Source organism: Pseudonocardia aurantiaca, from assembly GCF_039526725.1.
Lineage (GTDB): Bacteria > Actinomycetota > Actinomycetes > Mycobacteriales > Pseudonocardiaceae > Pseudonocardia > Pseudonocardia aurantiaca.
Genome location: NZ_BAAAJG010000027.1, coordinates 350,271 through 366,460, shown reverse-complemented (window position 1 = coordinate 366,460; position 16,190 = coordinate 350,271). Strand labels below are relative to the sequence as shown.

The following is a 16,190-nucleotide window of genomic DNA, read 5'->3' as shown; positions in this document are numbered from 1 at the left end:
GACCATTGCGGAGGAGGCCAACTCGGTCGGTAGGTTCCGCTACGGCCGTTGCCTCCCCGGAAGGAGTACACCGATGACTGCGAACGCGTGAACTTCCGACTCGAGCGCGTCTGCCCGGCCGGAGTCGCCGGAGGGCCCAGCCGGGACGGCCCACGGGTCAGGCGTCGAAGCGGTAGCCCATTCCGGCCTCGGTGATCAGATAGCGGGGACGGGCGGGGTGAGGTTCCAGCTTGCGGCGCAGTTGCGCCATGTAGTTCGTGTGCGTGACGTGCTCAGGGCCCCAGACGGCACGCAGGATCTCCCGCTGACCGATGGGCGAGCGGGAGGGTGTGCTGTGCTCCGTCGACTCCGGTGATGTCGACTCTGCACGGTCAGACCGGCCATCTGCACTGTGTGGCCCAGCACCGTCTCCGGCACGTAGGACTGCCAGTTCGTGTTGGTCACGAACGACACTGCAGTGTTGAACGCCATCGCGGGTGGGGCGGTGTTGCCATCGACCCCACGGTCGAAGCCCAGTGGCAGCAGCGGCTGGAGCCGCTGCAGGAGGTACAGCAGGACGATCCCGACGAAGGAGAAGCCCAGCACGCCGGCCGCATAGGTGGTCCAGCGCTGCTCGCTGGTCGCGTCGACGCGGAACATTCGATAGAAGACGGCCTCGATGCGCCAGTGCTTCTCACTCGTGAACACCCGCGCCATGTAGTCGCCCAACGGCTTCCACACCAATGCGAGGACCAGCAGAATGGCGCCGACAACCCCCGCAAGATCAGAGCCAGTGTCGCGAAACCAGCAATCACCAGCATCACGAAGGCCAGATCGGCCATCGAAACCCCTTTACGGAACACGGCCCGCCGACGCGGCGGACACAGGCCGCGCGAGTTTCCTCGACGCCGGTCCGGGAGCGGCGCGGGATGATGTTGTATTTACGCGACCATCAGCCGATCTTGATGCGGCGCTGACGGCCAGGCGCGCACGGCCTGCCCGCGTGTCCTTTACGGATCCATCACCCGACGGCGTAGTGATCCACAGCGGAGAAGTGCTCACCCGATAGGGTCGAGCGGTGCCATGCGCGTAAAGCGCGCTGTATCGTCCCGCAGCGTGAGGCGTCCACAGTCGGCCCACTTCGCCCGTCGCCGGGCGAATCGGTGGGGTCTGTGGGTTGTGCTTGCTCTGCTGGTAGTGGCGCTGGGCAGCGTGTGCCAGGCCGCGTTCTCGCCGTCGCCCGCATCCGCCGGCCCCGATGCGGTCGTCGCGTCCTCTTGCGACGAAACACCTCGGCACCACACCCTGTGCGGGTATGGAGCCGCTGTCGTCGGCACCCCGGGTGCCCGCGGCGGACGAGCTGACGTTGCCCCCGATGCACTCGGCGTGCTCATCGCGTTCGCGGTCGCCAGCGGCCTCGGCGGCGTGTTCGGCGCCGGTGGCCGGATGAGCGCCCGCTTCCGTAGCCTGGCCGGGCCGCCTCCGTGGGCCCCGCAACGACTGGTGGCGGGCAGGCACCAGCTCGTCGCCATCGGCATAACCCGCGTCTGACATCCGCTTCGGCAGCCCGGCCACGTGCCCGGGCCCAGCGTCGTCCGCGCGCTCCTTGAGCCGCGCCGTCATCTCCCAGCGAGCCCCCGAAGAGGCACCATGACAAAGAATCTCAAGGCCACGCTGACTGTCGTCGTCGTCGCTGTCGGCGTCCTCGCCCTATTGCTGGTCCTGAACCGCCCGAGCACGCCGGAACCCGCCGCGCAGGAGTCCGCCACCGGGCGACTGGTTCCCGCCGAGCTCCTGGTGCGAGAGAACAGCCACCGCCTGTCCACCGCTCCAGACGGCCGGGCCACGTTCGTCGAGTTCCTCGATTTCGAGTGCGCGGCCTGCCGAGCCGCATACCCGGCCATCGAGCAGCTGCGCACCGAGTACGCCGGACGCGTCACGTTCGTTGCGCGCTACTTCCCCATCTCCAGCCACTTCAACGCAGAGAACGCCGCCGTCGCGGTCGAAGCCGCCGCCCAGCAGGATCGCTTCGAACCCATGTACCAGCGCATGTTCGAAACGCAGAGCACATGGGGCGAACGGCAGGTCTCCCAGGCCCCACTGTTCCGCCAGTTCGCTGCCGAACTCGGACTCGACATGGCGGCGTACGACCGCACCATCGCCGACCCTGCCACGCTCGAGCGGGTGCGCGCCGACCAGCGCGACGGCCAAGCGGCCGGAGTGCAGGGCACCCCCACCTTCTTCCTCAACGGCGAGCTGATCGAGCCACGGTCGCTCGACGATCTGCGCGCCGCGCTGGACAGCGCGCTCGCCCGGTAGAGACCGAGCCGGAACCGGAGAGGGAACCGCGTTGTCCCGAACACGCACACGCACACGGATCCGCACCCGCGAACTCGCCCGCACCAGCCGCGGCAGTCGACCTGGTTCGGCCGAGCAGGTACCGGCCACGCCCGTCCCGCTCGACAGCCAGACCACCTTCCTCGCCCGCGCCGCTGCCTGGGTGATGTCGATCGGCGGGGTCGTCGGGACCGCTGCGGCGCTCGCGCTCATCCTCGACCGCATCGCCCTGCTGGAAGACCCGACGTTCGTCCCGAGCTGCAACATCAGCCCGCTGCTCTCATGCGGCTCGGTGATGATTTCTCCGCAAGCTCAGGTGTTCGGCTTTCCCAACCCGTTGATCGGCCTCGTCGCGTTCCCGGTCGTGGCCACCTTGGGCGTCGTCACGCTCGCCGGCGGCACGATTGCCCGATGGGTGTGGCTCGGGCTACAGGCAGGCACGCTCGGCGGGCTTGTCTTCGTGCACTGGCTGATCGCCCAGAGCCTGTACGTGATCGGCACCCTGTGCCCGTACTGCATGATCGTCTGGGTCGTCGTGATCAGCGTGTTCTGCTACACCACCCTGCACAACCTCACCGCCGGCAGGTTGCCCGTCCCCGCCCGCTGGCAGCGAGCGGTCTCTCGCCTGGCGACCTACCACGGTCTGCTCGTGACGTCCTGGCTCCTGGTGATCGTCCTGCTGATCACGATCCGATTCTGGACCTACTGGACGGGGCTGGTGCCATGACGGATGGATGACCGCCCGTCAAGGAGTTGCTCGGCCACCTGCGCCCGCCCGCCCCTTCCGGAAAATCCCGGCTTCGGGATAACATCGCTGTATGACGATGGATGGTTGCGGGCACGACCTGACCCCGGCGGTCGCACTGTTCCGGTCTCTGGCCGACCCGGCGCGGTTGGCGATCGTGCAGCAACTTGCCCATGGGGAAGCCCGTGTGGTCGACCTGACCCGCTCGCTCGGGCTGGCGCAGTCGACCGTGTCGAAGCATCTGGCGTGTCTCCGGGACTGCCGGTTGATCGACTACCGAACCAAAGGTCGGCAGTCGTTCTACTCGCTGACCCGGCCCGAGCTGATCGACCTGCTGCGCAGCGCAGAGCTGCTGCTGGCCGAGACCGGGGACGCGGTGGCCCTGTGCCCGGTTTACGGCGAACCGGCGTCCGAGCCGGCAAGCGATGCCACAAGTACTGGTGCCACAAGTACTGCGGATGACGCGGGCGTGACGGTGTGAGCAGCCTCGCGCTTGCCGCCGATCGCCGGGCCGTGCTGCGGCGCCGGATCCGCCTGCTGGTCGCGGCGACGATCACATACAACCTCATCGAGGCCGTCGTCGCGATCACGGCCGGAACGATCGCCTCGTCCGTGGCGCTGATCGGGTTCGGACTCGACTCGGTGATCGAGGTCAGCTCCGCCGCCGCGGTGGCCTGGCAGTTCGCCGGCCCGGACCCCGAGCGCCGGGAGAAGGTTGCGCTGCGGGTCATCGCAGGCTCGTTCTTCGCACTCGCCGCCTACGTCACCTTCGAGGCGCTGCGCACCCTGATCGGCGGGGACCAGGCCGAGCACTCCACTGTGGGAATCGTGCTTGTCGCGATCAGCGTCGTGATCATGCCGTTCCTGTCCTGGGCGCAACGCCGCGCCGGCCGCGAGCTGGGATCTGCGAGCGCAGTCGCGGACTCCAAACAGACCCTGCTCTGCACCTACCTGTCCGCCGCCGTGCTGCTCGGGCTCGTACTCAACTCCGCGCTCGGCTGGTCGTGGGCCGACCCGATCGTCGCCCTCGGCATCGCCGTCGTCGCGGTCAGGGAAGGTCGGGAGGCGCTGCGCGGCGAGACGTGCTGCACACCCCTGCACCTCGACAGCGATGACCCGGGACACGACGGCGGGACCGGCCACAGCAGCGGTGACACGTGCGGGTGCTCGACCGGCTGCACCGGCCCTTGCTGCGGGGGCGAGGCACGGTGAGCGGCACCGGGTGGGCGTGGGCGGCGCCGGCGCTCGACAGTTGGCTACCCGGCGCGGCGGACCCGCATTGGTCCGCGGATTACTCCTGATTGCCCTCAGCACCATCGCGATGGTGTGGACTACTGCACGCACGGTCGGGTAGCCCGTGATGGCCGACCTGAGGAGGAGCAATGCACGCCCGAACCACCCGGGAGGCCCTGGCCGCGGCGCTCGTCGACGCGGACTATCCCGCCACCAAGGACGACCTGCTCGCGACCGCGGAGCGCAACGGTGCCGACGAGCAGACGAGCGGGGCGCTGCGCAGCATCCCGCCGGTCGAGTACCGCAACTTCATGGAGGTTCTGGCCTCCGTCCCGCTGCTGGACGAGGACCCCCATCTCACAGAGTCGCTGCGGGCGCCCCGCCGCCGTCTGCACACGCGTCCCGCCTGTCCGAGTGGAGCAAGGACATCGGCCCGACACTCCCGTAGTACAGGCCCCGAGCCGCAGCCGGTGCGGGCGGCGCCGAGCAGCGGCCGGTAATCCTCGGGGAGCTGCACCTGGACGTCCAGGAACTCGTCGCCGACGTCGGCGCGCAGCACGGCGAACACCGCGGGGATCAGGTGCGCCGCCTGCACGATGTCAAGCCCGGTGCGCTCCGCCACCCGCTCCGCGAAGCGCGCCGCCCGCATCCGCGGGTCGGGCTGCCGCGCCCCGCGCGGGAGAGGTGCTCGGCCAGGGTCGTCAGCACGGCCGCGGTGGCGCGCACACGCCCTCGCGGTCGGTGTTCGCGAACTCGGCGACGAGCGTCAGGAACCGTTCGGTGTCCACCCGGCGCCTCCCGTCAGCGGCGGGTGATCCAGTCCCAGGCCCGGCGCAACCCGGCCTCCAGCGGGTTCTCCACGGGGCTGGTGAGCAGGCTCTTTTCAGGTTGGTACGCCGGCCGGGGCGGCCCCGGCGGCGGGGAGAGCGCGTCGGCGTCGACGGCGAGCTGGACCCCGCGCTCGTAGAGCCCCGCGATCTGGTCGGCGTCGGCATACAGGTGCCTACCGGGCAGCGGGTGCGTGTGCACCACGATGCCGTGGAAGACGTCCGCGCGCTCGTCGGCGACCACCTCGTCCACGACGCCGATCCGCCGCCCGTGCGCGTCCAACACCGGCACGCCCTCAGTGAGCGCGAGGTAGGCGATCGGCCGACCGAGGCCCGCCTCGCCGGTGCCCGAGGCCACCGGCTCAGCTCGTCGATTCCAGGAGCTCGGCGAACTCCCGCCCCAGCTGGCTCAGCACGTCCTGGAACTCACCGGGGCTGACCGCGTTGCGGAGCGTGGCGAGGACGGCCATCACCGCCGCGCCCGCGTCCGCCTCGTCGATGCCCGTGCGTTGGGCGACGCGGCGGGCGAACTCCTCCGCGCCGAACCCCCGCGCCTCCTCCTGGGGCGGGATCAGGTCCGCCCGCAGCGGCTTGGGCAACTGCTCGCGCAGATCCTCCGCCTCGCCGCCGCTGATCCGTTCGGAAAGCACCCGCAGCGTGGCGTGCGTCAGCGCCTCGGCCTCGTCGCGGGGCAGGCCGGCCTTCTCGGCGACGGAGGCGATGAACTCGTCGTACTGCACGTGTCCTCCTCGGGTGAGTCAGCCCACCATCGCGGCAGGGACACCGCCCGGACACCGACCTGCACCAACCAACCGGGACGCGCAACATCGCCCCCGCGGGACGACTGCTCCCGCGGAGAACGCGAGAGCCTCGGTGGACCGCCGCTAGGCGTCGTGGCCGGAGTCCTCCCCCGGGCACGTCTCCAGGTGCCGGGCTAGGGCCCTGACCAGGCCCTCCTCGCTGAAGGCGATGACGCGAGCGCTGGCGCACCAGGGGCACGTCCTGGTCTCGTGGGGATACATAGGGGAGCCGTCCACGTCACGACGGTACCCAGCGCACCGGCGCGAGGTCAGCCGCTCATGACGCGTAGCACACGCAGTGGCGCAGTTTTGGTCGCGCTCCGTAATCTTCGGTGGACCAGCGGCGGGCGTTCCCGCGCTCCCCGATCGACTGCGGGAACGGCTCGCGCGCATGTTCCGAGGAGCCTTCGTTGACCCACTACCCCCTGGTCCCCGTGCCCTGCAACCACTGCCGCGGGGTGCGGCAGCAGGGCCTCGTCACCCACCAGCCCAACTGCCCACTGGACCCGGCGAGTGTCCTGTTCTTCGCCCACCCCGACCTCATGGAGCTGGACGCGCAGCTCACCGCGCTCTACCCGGAGGCATAGCGGCCGAACAGTGCCGCTCAGTCGGGCAGCGCGGAGAGCAGCTTGTCCAGCGTGATGGGCAGGTCGCGCACGCGCACGCCGGTGGCGTTGTACACCGCGTTGGAGACGGCCGCGGCGGTGCCGACGATCCCGATCTCGCCGATGCCCTTCGACCCCATCGCGTTGACGTGCGGGTCTTCCTCGTCGATCCAGTGCGCCTGCACGTCACCGACGTCGGCGCACGCCGTGATGTGGTATTCGGCGAGGTCGTGGTTGACGACATGGCCGAACCGCGGGTCGAGCACGCTCTGCTCGTGCAGCGCCATGGACAGCCCCATGGTCATCCCGCCGATCAGCTGGGAACGGGCGGTGCGCGGGTTGATGATCCGGCCCGCGGCGAAGACGCCCAGCAGCCGCGGCACCCGCAGCTCACCCGTGTCGGCGTTCACCCGCGCCTCGGCGAACTGCGCGCCGAACGCCGCCATCGTGTAGCGCTGCGCCGCGTCGCTCGGCCCGGCGGAGCCCGCGATCGCGTCGCCGTCGTCCGGGTCGGTGCCGAACTTGTCGCGGAACGCCCGAGCGGCCTCCACGAGCGCCGACCCCCAGGTCGCCGTGCCCGACGAGCCCCCCGCGACCGTGGCGTAGGGGTGGGCGGTGTCGCCGATGAGGACGTCGACGTCCTCGACCGGCACACTCAGGGCGTCCGCCGCGATCTGGGGCAGCACCGTCCAGGCGCCGGTACCGAGGTCGGCCGCCCCGATCGCGGCGGTGTAGCGGCCCATGTCGTAGCGGATGATCGCCGTCGACTCCGCCCGCCGGTAGGTCGGGTAGATCGACGACGCCACACCGGTGCCGACGAGCCAGCCTCCCTCGAGGCGCTCGGCCGGCCGCGGGTCACGCCCGGCCCAGCCGAAGCGCTCGGCCCCCTCGCGCAGGCACGCCACGAGGTTCCTGCTGGAGAACGGCTTTCCGGTCTCCGGGTCGATGTCGGGCTCGTTGCGGATCCGCAGCTGCACCGGGTCGATGTCCAGCGCCTCCGCCAATTCGTCCATCGCGACCTCGGGCCCGAACATGCCAGGGCACTCCCCCGGGGCGCGCATCCACGACGGCACGGGGACGTCGAGCGCGGCGAGCCGGTGTGTCGTCCGCCGGTTCGGGGCGGCGTACATCATGCGCGTGGGCAGGCCCGTCTGCTCCGCGAACTCCTTGATCCGCGACGTCTGCTCGACGACGTCGATGGCGATCGCCTGCAGGTGGCCGTCCCGGTCCGCGCCGAGACGCATCCGCTGGATCGTCGGCGTGCGGTACCCGGCGAGGGAGAACATCTGCTGCCGGGTGAGCGCCAGCTTGACCGGCCTGCCGGGCACGGCGCGGGCGGCCATCGCCGCCAGCACCACGTGGACGTGCGGGCGACCCTTGGCCCCGAACCCGCCCCCGACGTACGGGCAGACCACCCGCACCTGCTGCTCGTCGAGACCGAGGACCTTCTGCACGGCGGACCGTGTGGGGTGCACACCCTGCGTCGAGTCCCAGAGCGTCAGGAAGCCGGGGCCGGCCGGGTCCCAGAGCGCGGTGGTCGCGTGCGGTTCGAGGGGGTTGTTGTGGTACATCGCGGTCGAGTAGGTCTGGTCGACCACCACGTCCGCCCCGGCCAGCGCGGCGTCGACGTCGCCGTCGTAGGTGTCGGTTGCGTAGGCGGGGTTCACCGTGTCGGGCGCGTACAGGTCGTCGCGATCCGCGGCCAGCGTGACGTCGTGCGGATCCTGCTCGTAGTCGACCCGCACCAGTTCTCCAGCGCGCCGGGCCGCCTCGGACGTCTCGGCGAGCACCAGCCCGATCACCTGCCCGCGGAACGCGATCTCGGCGCTCTGCAGCGCGGCCAGCTCGGCGTCCTCGGTGGAGGCCAGCCGCTCCGCCGTCGCGGCCGTGATCACCCGCAGCACGCCCTCGCCCAGCTCGGCGTCGGTGAGATCCATGTCCAGCACGCGGCCGCGCGCGATGGTGGCCTGCACGAGGAAGGCGTACAGCGGCGCCACGACGGGCGTCTCGTCGGCATAGCCGGCCGTGCCGCGTATCTTGTCCGGGCCGTCCCGGCGGACGAGGTCGCGGCCCATCGCCCGGGGTTCCAGCACCTGGGCCATGTCATGCCTCCTCGGCGGCGAGGTCGCGCAGCACGGCCACGAGCGTCCGGTGCAGCAGCGGGATCTTGAACGCGTTGCCCCCGTCGAGCCCCGGTACACCCTCCGCGGCCACGATCGAGGCGTCAGCGGCGGCGGCGAACGCCATCAGGGAGGAAGGTCCGTCGCGGAGCACGTCCTCGGCGGCCCACGCGCGCCACGGCGCGTGCGCGACGCCGCCGAACGCGATCCGCGCGTCCCGGACCACCCCGTCCGCCAGGTCGAGGGCGGCCGCCACCGACACCAGCGCGAACGCGTAGGACGCCCGGTCGCGCACCTTGCGGTAGCGCGAGCGCCGGACTGCCGGCACGTCCGGCAGCTCGACGCCGAGGATCAGCTCGCCGTGTGTGAGTGTCGTGTCGCGGGACGGGTCGTCACCGGGCAGGCGGTAGAGCTCCGTGACGGGGACGAGCCGCTCGCCGTCGCGCCCGAGCACACGCACCTGCGCGTCGAGGGCGGCCATCGCCACCGCCATGTCGGACGGGTGGGTGGCGACGCAGTGCTCCGACGCGCCGAGGATCGAGTGGTGGCGGGTGTAGCCGCCGATGGCCGAGCAGCCGGTGCCTGGCGCGCGCTTGTTGCAAGGCGTCGTGACGTCCTGGAAGTAGACGCAGCGGGTGCGCTGCATCAGGTTGCCGCCGGTGGTCGCCATGTTGCGCAGCTGTCCGGACGCCCCGGCGAGCAGCGCCTGCGCGAGCAGCGGGTAGCGCTCGCGGACGTCGGGGTGCGCGGCCACGTCGCTGTTGCGGGCCGCCGCCCCGATCCACAGCCCGCCCCCACGGTCCTCGATCACGTCCGAGGTGAGCGAGGTGACGTCGACCAGCATGTGCGGGGTGGCGACCCCGAGCCTCAGGTGGTCGACGAGGTTGGTGCCGCCGGCCAGGAACGTGGCCTCGGGATCGGCGGTGACCAGATCGACGGCGGCCCGCGCGTCGCCGGGCCGCTCGTACGTGAAAGGCCTCACCACGCCTCCTCCCTCGCAAGTTCCCTTCCCGCGTCGAGGACCGCGGGGACGATGTTCGCGTACGCCGCGCAGCGGCACAGGTTGCCGCTCATCCGCTCCGCCACCTCGTCGTGGTCCAGTTCGGGCTCCCCGGCCACGTCCGCGGTGACGGCGCTCGGCCGGCCCGCCGCGATCTCGTCGAGCACGCCTACGGCGGAGCAGACCTGCCCCGGCGTGCAGTAGCCGCACTGGAACGCGTCGCGGTCGAGGAACGCCCGCTGCACCGGGTGCGGCCGCCCGTCGCGGCCGAGCCCGTCGGCGGTGACGACAGTGCCGCCGCCGTGCGCGACGGCGAGGGTCAGGCAGCTGAGCACGCGCCGCCCGTCCAGGAGGACGGTGCAGGCTCCGCACTGCCCGTGGTCGCACCCCTTCTTCGGGCTCGTCACGCCCAGCCGCTGCCGCAGCGCGTCGAGAAGCGTCGTCCGCGTGTCGACGGTGAGCGGGCGTGGCGTCCCGTCGACGAGGAGGGTGATGTCTGCGTCCACAAGCACTGTTGTTCCCCCGGTCGGACGGGCCAACCGCCCTGGCTCTGGGGTCACCGTTCCTGCGTGGGACCACGGGGGCCCGGCAGGACCCGGTCGGACGACGGGTCGGGGGGAACGAGCGTCACGCCGGGGTGCTCGGCCAGCCGGAGCGACTGGACCGCAGGCGCCGCCGTCGAGGTCAGCAGGGCGTCCGGGTGGTCGTTCGCGAGGAAGGCGATGAGCTGCTCGCGGATCTCGCAGCGCAGGTCCCACGAGCTGGGTGCGTCCGCGGCTGAGGCGAGCACCCGCACCACCATCGACCACGGCGTGGAGTCGACGACCTGCAGCACCCAGTCCCGCCGGTCCCACAGCGGGGACGCCTCCACGATCCGCCGGACCTCGGTCCGCAGCTCCCGCACCGGGGCCGTGTAGCGCAGGTGCAGCACCACCGACCCGAGGACGCGGGACTCGTTGCGCGTCCAGTTCTGGAACGGCGTCGTGATGAAGTAGGTCGTGGGCAGCATCAGCCGGCGCTCGTCCCACAGCCGCACGACCACGTGCGTCAGCGTCATCTCTTCGACCCGGCCCCACTCCTGCTCGACGACCACGACGTCGTCGAGCCGGAGCTGGTTCGTCATCGCGATCTCGATCCCGGCCATCACGTTGCGCAGGGTGGTCTGCGCGGCGAGGCCCGTGATGGCACCGGCGATACCCGCGGACGCGAGCAACGAGGTGCCGAGCGCGCGGAGCGGCTCGAACGTCAACAGCATCGCGCCCAGCGCCATCACCGTCACCAGCGCCGACGTCAGGCGCCGGAGCATGACGATCTGCGTTCGGGCCCGGCGGACCCGCCGGTTGTCGGCGACGTCCACCCGGAGCCACTGGAACGCGACGTCCTCGACGACGTAGAGGAGCCGCACCACGAGCCAGGCCGCCGTGCCGATCAGCGTGAGCAGCAGCACCTGGTGGATGGTCCCGGTCGCGTCGCCGTTGCTGGGCACCGAGATGTAGAGGGCCCACGTCACCAGCAGGAGCATCAACGGGTGGTGGCAGCGCCGGTGCAGCATGACGAGCAGCGGGTTGCTGCTCCGCCGCGCGGCCCAGCGGACCACGACGCCGGTCAGCCATCCGACGACGAGCGCCCCGGCGGTCCACGCCGCGATCTCACCGAGGGTCCGCACCACCTGCTCGTCCGGCATCCCACCCCTACTCGCCTGCTACTCAGGGGCCTTCCCGCCGGCGGTCAGGCCCGGTCGGGGCGACCCGTCCTCGGCTCGGACCTGGCGTCGAGCAGCGGGACGTCCTCCCGTCCTGCCCGGGCGGGCGCGCCGGCACGCTCCTGGGCAGGCAAGGCGATGACCCGCCGGGCCACGAGTCGGGCGACCGTGCTCCGCCCGCACTCGGGGCACAACGGCGTCCCGTCCGGGGTGTAGGGCGACATGGTGGGGACGCCGTTCACCGAGTAGAAATCGACCCAGCCGCCGTCCGGGTCGCCGTAGCGCACCACGTCGTAGTCGACCTCCTGCTCCCAATGCCCCTCGGGGCAGCTGAGCCGGACCCGTTCGATCGCGACCTCGTCGATCATCGGCCGCGCCCCGGCGCCTCCGTGCGCTTCCCGGGGCCGGTCCTCCCGAGCGCTTCCAGCATCCCGTGCAGGTGCGCCACCGCCAGCTCGATGTCCTGGTACTTGCGTTGCCCGGCACGGGACTCCGCGGCCAGCAGCCCACAGCGGTGCACCTTCTCGAAATCGCCGTACGGGAACTTGTAGCGGCCCTTCCGGTCCTCGGGCTCCTGGTCGTCGATCCCGAGGTGCCAGCGCGCGTACTCGCCGATCCCGTGGCGTTCGATGAACTCGTTCTCCTGCCGCGCGGAGGGCCGGTGCTCGCTCCACGCATCGCGGTCGTCGATCACGTACCGGCCCTCCGCGATCAGGTCCCGTGCGTAGTCGTAGGCCCGCTGGTTCAACTTCACCGTCACGATGGCGCTCCGGCCTCCCGGGCGGTCTCGATTCCGCGCTGCACCTGTTCCAGCCCGTCGGCAACCCCCCGCAGCTGCGGGTCGAGCTCGACGGCGCGCGGCAGCACCTCCCGCAGCAGGTCCGTCGTCGCGAGGGCGACCGCCACGGCGTCGTCGGGGCGGTCGTCACCGAGGATCTCCTCGATCTGCTCGCCGACCGAGGCGAGCGTCGACGAGTCGGTGTCCGGTGGGAGGTAACGCTCGAGCCCCGGCGGGTACCGCGTCCGCTCGCGCACCTCCCGCAACGCCGTGACCACCGCCTTCTGCCCGCTGACCTGGTCGAGCAGACCCACGAGCCAGTACAACCGGGCTGCCACCCGCGGGCGACCGGGGTGCTCGTCGAGCCAGCGGAGCAGGGCGTCGTCACCGCCGAGGTGCCGGACGAGCCTGGTCAGGTGCCCCGCCACCTCCGGCGGAACCGCGGCGTGCCACGGGAGCACGGTCGCCACCTGGTCGGCCAGCTCCGCCTCGGCCTGCCGGTCGGCGCCGCCGCTGACGACGGCGTCGGCCAGCTCGGGATCCAGCCGGAATACCGAGACCGGCGCGTCGGGATCCGTCACGGCACCGGCGAGCGGAGCGACACGGCGAGCGCCGCGAGCACCGCGCCGTAGATCAGCGCGAAGATGCCGAGCACCATGGCGAGCCCGATGGCCCCCGCCGCCGGCCATAGCAGGATCACGACCCCCGCGATCACCGACAGGACACCGGCCAGCGCGAGCAGCCAGATCCGGCCACCGGCCCTCCGCAGCCGCACGGCCCTGACGATCTCCGCGATCCCGGTCACCACGGCCCAGATGCCCACGACGATGGCGAGGGCGAGCGCCGTGAGGCCCGGCCAGATCAGTGCCAGCACACCAGCGGCGATGCTGACGAGCCCGCTGAGGAGACCCAGCCACCAGCGGTGTCGGCCCCTGCTGCGGACGGCCTCGATCACACTCGCGACGCCCGCGAGGATTGCATACGCACCGAACGCGATCGCGAGGGCCAGGAGCGTCAGGCCGGGCCACAGCAGCGCGACGAGGCCGAACGCCACCGCCAGCACGGCGCGGACCACGAGGACCGTGCGTGCCGCGCGGACACCGACCACGAGTGGGTCGGACGCGACGTCGTCGTCGAGGAGCGGCGGAGCAGAACGCTTCGCATCCATGACACACCTCCTGGGGCCGGCCCGGGAACACGGACGACCACTCGGCACCCATAGGGATGGTGCGACCACGAGCACACCGCGTGCGTCGGCCTGCGAGGGCAACCTCGGGTGCCGCAGTGCGCCTTCTGGGCCGATCGGAGGCCGATCGACGCCTCGTCGGGTCACGTCACGGGGCCGCGGACCAGATCAGCCGTCTACTCGGGGGCCGGGCGCACCAGGCCGGCGGCGCCGTCGACCGTGACCTCCTGCCCGGTGCTGATCCGCACGGTCGCGTCCGGCACCCCGACGACGGCCGGGATGCCGTACTCGCGGGCGACCACCGCCCCGTGGGAGTTGGGCCCGCCCATCTCCATGACCAGCCCGCCCGCGGTGAGGAAGAGCGGTGTCCAGCCCGGATCGGTCGACGGGACGACGAGGATCTCGCCTGGTTCCAGGTACGCCCCGACGGGGTCGAGCACCACCCGGGCGGGCGCGGTGACCGTGCCGGCGGATGCGGGCGTGCCGACGAGCACACCGGTGACGTCCGCGCTCGCCGGGACGGCGAGGGCTTCGGGTTCGGTGCCGTCGGAGAGCAGAACCCGCGGCACGCGGCGCCTGCGCAGCTCCCTGTCGAACTCCGCGCGGCGGTCGGTGACGAGCTCGCGGTGGTCGGCGCCGCCGAGTGCGGACCTGACCTCGGCGAGCTCCAGGAAGAACACGTCCGCGGGGTCGTGGAGCAGCCCGCGGGCGGCGAGATCGGTGCCGACGGCGCCGATCTGCTCCCGCACGTGGGCGAGCAACCGGATGAGGTAGTCCTTGTGCGTCTCGCGCATGCCGACGAGCTGGCGCACCCGCCGCAGCCCCGCGCGGACCAGCACGGCCCGCAGCCGGGACCGGCGCCGGACCCGCGCGACGACGGCGACGACGGCGGTCTCGGCGGCCTGCGCACCGCGCGCGAACACGACGTCCGGGGCGGATGCGGGGTCGTCGAGGCGCAGGTAGTTGGCGAGCACGCCGAGCACGTAGGACGGGTCCTCCGCCCAGCGCGGCACGCCGACGTCGATCTCCGCAACAGCGCGGTGCCCGTGCCTGCCCAGGAACGCCGCCAGCCCGCGCTGCAGCTCGGCCGGGAGCGCGCCCTCCCGGTAGCGGGCCGCGAGGTCGGCAGCCGGCGTCCCGCGAAGGGCCGCCGCCGCTGCGGGGTCGGACCGCAGCCGGGTGCCGAGGGCCCACAGTTCGAGGTCCATCTCGGTCGTCGTGTTGTACGGCAGCGACCGCAGCACCTCGTGCGACGTGGCGTCGTCGAGCGCACCGGCCGCGACCTTCTGCGTCACCGCCAACACTCCCAGCCCCGTGGCCGCCACCGGGAAGACCGAGGGCAGGATCTGGAAGACCTCGCCCAGCACACGTACGGCCTGGTCGAGCCGCTGCGCAGGCGTGACGGCGGGCTTCACGGTCGTCAGGGCGCGCAGCCGGTCACCGACCCGGTTCACGCGGCGGCGCGCGGCAGCGGGCCGGAGCAGCGACAGCACCACCGTCACCGGGACGCGGAACCGGACCGCCACCGCCAGGACCCGGCGCGCGAAGCGCCACCGCGACGACGGCCGCACGGCGAGGCGCGGGTCGTCGAAGAGCGAGCGCAGCACCACCGCGGACCGCGACTCCATGATGTCCAGCAGGCGCGGGACCAGCGCGCGCCCGATGCTGCTGCGCAGGACGGGCGTGACGTCGGCGAACGCCCGCCCGCCTGCCACCCGGAACGCGGGCGGCCCGGCCAGCGCGTCCGCAAGCGCCAAGCCGAACCCGATGCGCGCCGCGGAGGCGGTGACCACCCGGAACGCCGAGAGCCCCATCGGCGTCAGCGGCCGAGTGAGCCCCTGGGCGAGGCTCGCGCACAGGTAGACGCGCAGCCCGTCGCCGCCGGGGCTCGGCAGCGGGTGCAGGGTGGTGATCGGCCGAGCCTGGGTGAGCCACACCGTGCCGGCCGCGTCGATCGCCCACTCGATGTCCTGCGGCGACCCGTAGTGCGCCTCGACACGGCGGCCCAGCGAGACCAGCGCGGCAATCTGCGCTTCCGTCAGGCTCGCCTGGGACTCACCGCCGATCCTGGTCACCTGCTTCGTGCCGCCGCCGGGCAGCGGCCGGACCTCGACGGCCTTGTCGCCCAGGCGGTGCTCGACGATCGTGATCCCGAGGCCACCCGAGTCCTCGACGACCACGTGGTCGGGGTTCACCGCCCCGGACACAACCGCCTCGCCCAGCCCCGGGCTCGCGTCGATCACGGTGCGCGTCCGCTTGCCCGTCACGGGGTCGGCGGTGAAGAGCACCCCGGCGACCTGCGCGTCGACCATCCGTTGCACGACGATGGCGAGCTGGACGGCAGCGTGGTCGATCCCGTTCGTGGCCCGGTAGCTCACCGCCCGGTCCGTCCACAGCGACGCCCAGCAGCGGCGCACGGCGTCGAGCACCGCGTCGGCGCCGACGACGTTGAGGTAGGTGTCCTGCTGCCCGGCGAAGCTCGCCCACGGCAGGTCCTCCGCTGTGGCCGACGAGCGCACCGCCACCGCCACGTCGTCGCCGGCACTCGTTTGAGCGAGCCCGAGGTAGGCGGTGCGCACGGCGTCGGCCACCGCGGCGGGCACCGGGGTGGCGAGGAGGGCGGCGCGGGCCTGCTCGCCGAGCCGCGCGGGCTCGGTGCCGAGCACGCGGTCCAGGCCGGCGTCCGTGGCCACCTGCTCGTACGCGGCCGTGGTGACCGCGAACCCGGGCGGCACCGGGAACGCGACCCTGATCAGCTCGCCGAGGTTGGCGGCCTTGCCACCCACTCGGGGCAGGTCTTCGGCGCCGAGCCGGTGCAGCTCGACGGTGAACGCTGGGGCGGCCATGCCTGACGGTAACGCCAGGTGGCAAAAAACTC

18 protein-coding genes and 3 pseudogenes are annotated in these 16,190 nt (G+C 72.1%); 7 read left to right on the top strand and 14 right to left on the bottom strand.

Annotated elements, in window-relative coordinates; genetic code table 11:
- Positions 1-157: 157 nt before the first annotated feature.
- Positions 158-313, bottom strand: a pseudogene (locus tag ABD143_RS34715) (winged helix-turn-helix domain-containing protein); the annotation flags it as partial.
- Between the two features lie 47 nt (positions 314-360).
- A pseudogene (locus ABD143_RS34710) lies at positions 361-741 on the bottom strand (potassium-transporting ATPase subunit KdpA); the annotation flags it as partial.
- Positions 742-1,095: 354 nt separating this feature from the next.
- On the opposite strand from ABD143_RS34710, the gene ABD143_RS34705 reads away from it, so the two are divergent.
- The 6 genes from ABD143_RS34705 to ABD143_RS34680 all read left to right on the top strand — a co-directional run bounded on the left by ABD143_RS34705 (position 1,096) and on the right by ABD143_RS34680 (position 4,794).
- Positions 1,096-1,530, top strand: coding sequence for a hypothetical protein (locus tag ABD143_RS34705; protein ID WP_343986828.1), 435 nt, complete (start codon positions 1,096-1,098; stop codon positions 1,528-1,530).
- Between the two features lie 99 nt (positions 1,531-1,629).
- Positions 1,630-2,298 carry a DsbA family protein gene (locus ABD143_RS34700; protein WP_343986825.1) on the top strand — a complete coding sequence of 223 codons (669 nt, stop codon included), beginning with the start codon at positions 1,630-1,632 and terminating at the stop codon, positions 2,296-2,298.
- A gap of 31 nt (positions 2,299-2,329) precedes the next feature.
- A complete protein-coding gene (locus ABD143_RS34695) occupies positions 2,330-3,043 on the top strand; it encodes a vitamin K epoxide reductase family protein (protein WP_343986822.1) in 714 nt (237 codons plus the stop codon).
- A gap of 91 nt (positions 3,044-3,134) precedes the next feature.
- Positions 3,135-3,542: an ArsR/SmtB family transcription factor gene (locus ABD143_RS34690; RefSeq protein WP_379659902.1), complete on the top strand. Its 408-nt coding sequence runs from the start codon at positions 3,135-3,137 to the stop codon at positions 3,540-3,542.
- The gene (locus tag ABD143_RS34685; protein WP_343986819.1) at positions 3,539-4,273 is read left to right on the top strand and encodes a cation diffusion facilitator family transporter; all 735 of its coding nucleotides are present in this window, start codon (positions 3,539-3,541) and stop codon (positions 4,271-4,273) included. Before ABD143_RS34690 ends, ABD143_RS34685 begins: the two co-directional genes overlap by 4 nt.
- A gap of 170 nt (positions 4,274-4,443) precedes the next feature.
- Positions 4,444-4,794 carry a DUF2795 domain-containing protein gene (locus tag ABD143_RS34680; protein ID WP_343986813.1) on the top strand — a complete coding sequence of 117 codons (351 nt, stop codon included), beginning with the start codon at positions 4,444-4,446 and terminating at the stop codon, positions 4,792-4,794.
- A 47-nt stretch (positions 4,795-4,841) separates the two neighbouring features.
- On the opposite strand, the pseudogene ABD143_RS38410 reads toward ABD143_RS34680, so the two are convergent.
- The 3 genes and pseudogenes from ABD143_RS38410 to ABD143_RS34670 all read right to left on the bottom strand — a co-directional run.
- A pseudogene (locus tag ABD143_RS38410) lies at positions 4,842-4,943 on the bottom strand (hypothetical protein); the annotation flags it as partial.
- A 152-nt stretch (positions 4,944-5,095) separates the two neighbouring features.
- A complete protein-coding gene (locus tag ABD143_RS34675) occupies positions 5,096-5,479 on the bottom strand; it encodes a PRC-barrel domain containing protein (RefSeq protein ID WP_343986810.1) in 384 nt (127 codons plus the stop codon).
- Positions 5,480-5,483: 4 nt separating this feature from the next.
- Positions 5,484-5,861 carry a DUF2267 domain-containing protein gene (locus tag ABD143_RS34670; RefSeq protein WP_343986807.1) on the bottom strand — a complete coding sequence of 126 codons (378 nt, stop codon included), beginning with the start codon at positions 5,859-5,861 and terminating at the stop codon, positions 5,484-5,486.
- Between the two features lie 470 nt (positions 5,862-6,331).
- Between ABD143_RS34670 and ABD143_RS34665 the strand changes: the two genes are divergently transcribed.
- Positions 6,332-6,508: a hypothetical protein gene (locus ABD143_RS34665; protein WP_343986805.1), complete on the top strand. Its 177-nt coding sequence runs from the start codon at positions 6,332-6,334 to the stop codon at positions 6,506-6,508.
- A 17-nt stretch (positions 6,509-6,525) separates the two neighbouring features.
- Here the strand turns inward: ABD143_RS34665 and ABD143_RS34660 are convergent, their stop codons facing one another.
- The 9 genes from ABD143_RS34660 to ABD143_RS34620 all read right to left on the bottom strand — a co-directional run bounded on the left by ABD143_RS34660 (position 6,526) and on the right by ABD143_RS34620 (position 16,158).
- Positions 6,526-8,628 carry a xanthine dehydrogenase family protein molybdopterin-binding subunit gene (locus tag ABD143_RS34660; RefSeq protein ID WP_343986803.1) on the bottom strand — a complete coding sequence of 701 codons (2,103 nt, stop codon included), beginning with the start codon at positions 8,626-8,628 and terminating at the stop codon, positions 6,526-6,528.
- Position 8,629: 1 nt separating this feature from the next.
- Positions 8,630-9,628: an FAD binding domain-containing protein gene (locus ABD143_RS34655; protein ID WP_343986801.1), complete on the bottom strand. Its 999-nt coding sequence runs from the start codon at positions 9,626-9,628 to the stop codon at positions 8,630-8,632.
- A complete protein-coding gene (locus tag ABD143_RS34650) occupies positions 9,625-10,152 on the bottom strand; it encodes a 2Fe-2S iron-sulfur cluster-binding protein (protein ID WP_343987197.1) in 528 nt (175 codons plus the stop codon). The genes ABD143_RS34655 and ABD143_RS34650 overlap by 4 nt, the downstream gene beginning before the upstream one ends.
- A gap of 50 nt (positions 10,153-10,202) precedes the next feature.
- Positions 10,203-11,330, bottom strand: coding sequence for a mechanosensitive ion channel family protein (locus ABD143_RS34645; RefSeq protein ID WP_343986799.1), 1,128 nt, complete (start codon positions 11,328-11,330; stop codon positions 10,203-10,205).
- A gap of 44 nt (positions 11,331-11,374) precedes the next feature.
- Positions 11,375-11,716: a hypothetical protein gene (locus tag ABD143_RS34640; protein WP_343986797.1), complete on the bottom strand. Its 342-nt coding sequence runs from the start codon at positions 11,714-11,716 to the stop codon at positions 11,375-11,377.
- Complete coding sequence (locus ABD143_RS34635; RefSeq protein ID WP_343986795.1) at positions 11,713-12,108, bottom strand: hypothetical protein; 396 nt, start codon at positions 12,106-12,108, stop codon at positions 11,713-11,715. The genes ABD143_RS34640 and ABD143_RS34635 overlap by 4 nt, the downstream gene beginning before the upstream one ends.
- Positions 12,105-12,707 carry a hypothetical protein gene (locus tag ABD143_RS34630; protein ID WP_343986793.1) on the bottom strand — a complete coding sequence of 201 codons (603 nt, stop codon included), beginning with the start codon at positions 12,705-12,707 and terminating at the stop codon, positions 12,105-12,107. The genes ABD143_RS34635 and ABD143_RS34630 overlap by 4 nt, the downstream gene beginning before the upstream one ends.
- The gene (locus tag ABD143_RS34625; protein WP_343986791.1) at positions 12,704-13,294 is read right to left on the bottom strand and encodes an HdeD family acid-resistance protein; all 591 of its coding nucleotides are present in this window, start codon (positions 13,292-13,294) and stop codon (positions 12,704-12,706) included. The genes ABD143_RS34630 and ABD143_RS34625 overlap by 4 nt, the downstream gene beginning before the upstream one ends.
- Before the next feature lie 194 nt (positions 13,295-13,488).
- On the bottom strand, positions 13,489-16,158 hold the full coding sequence (locus ABD143_RS34620) for a PEP/pyruvate-binding domain-containing protein (RefSeq protein ID WP_343986789.1): 2,670 nt from the start codon (positions 16,156-16,158) through the stop codon (positions 13,489-13,491).
- Between the last annotated feature and the right edge of the window lie 32 nt (positions 16,159-16,190).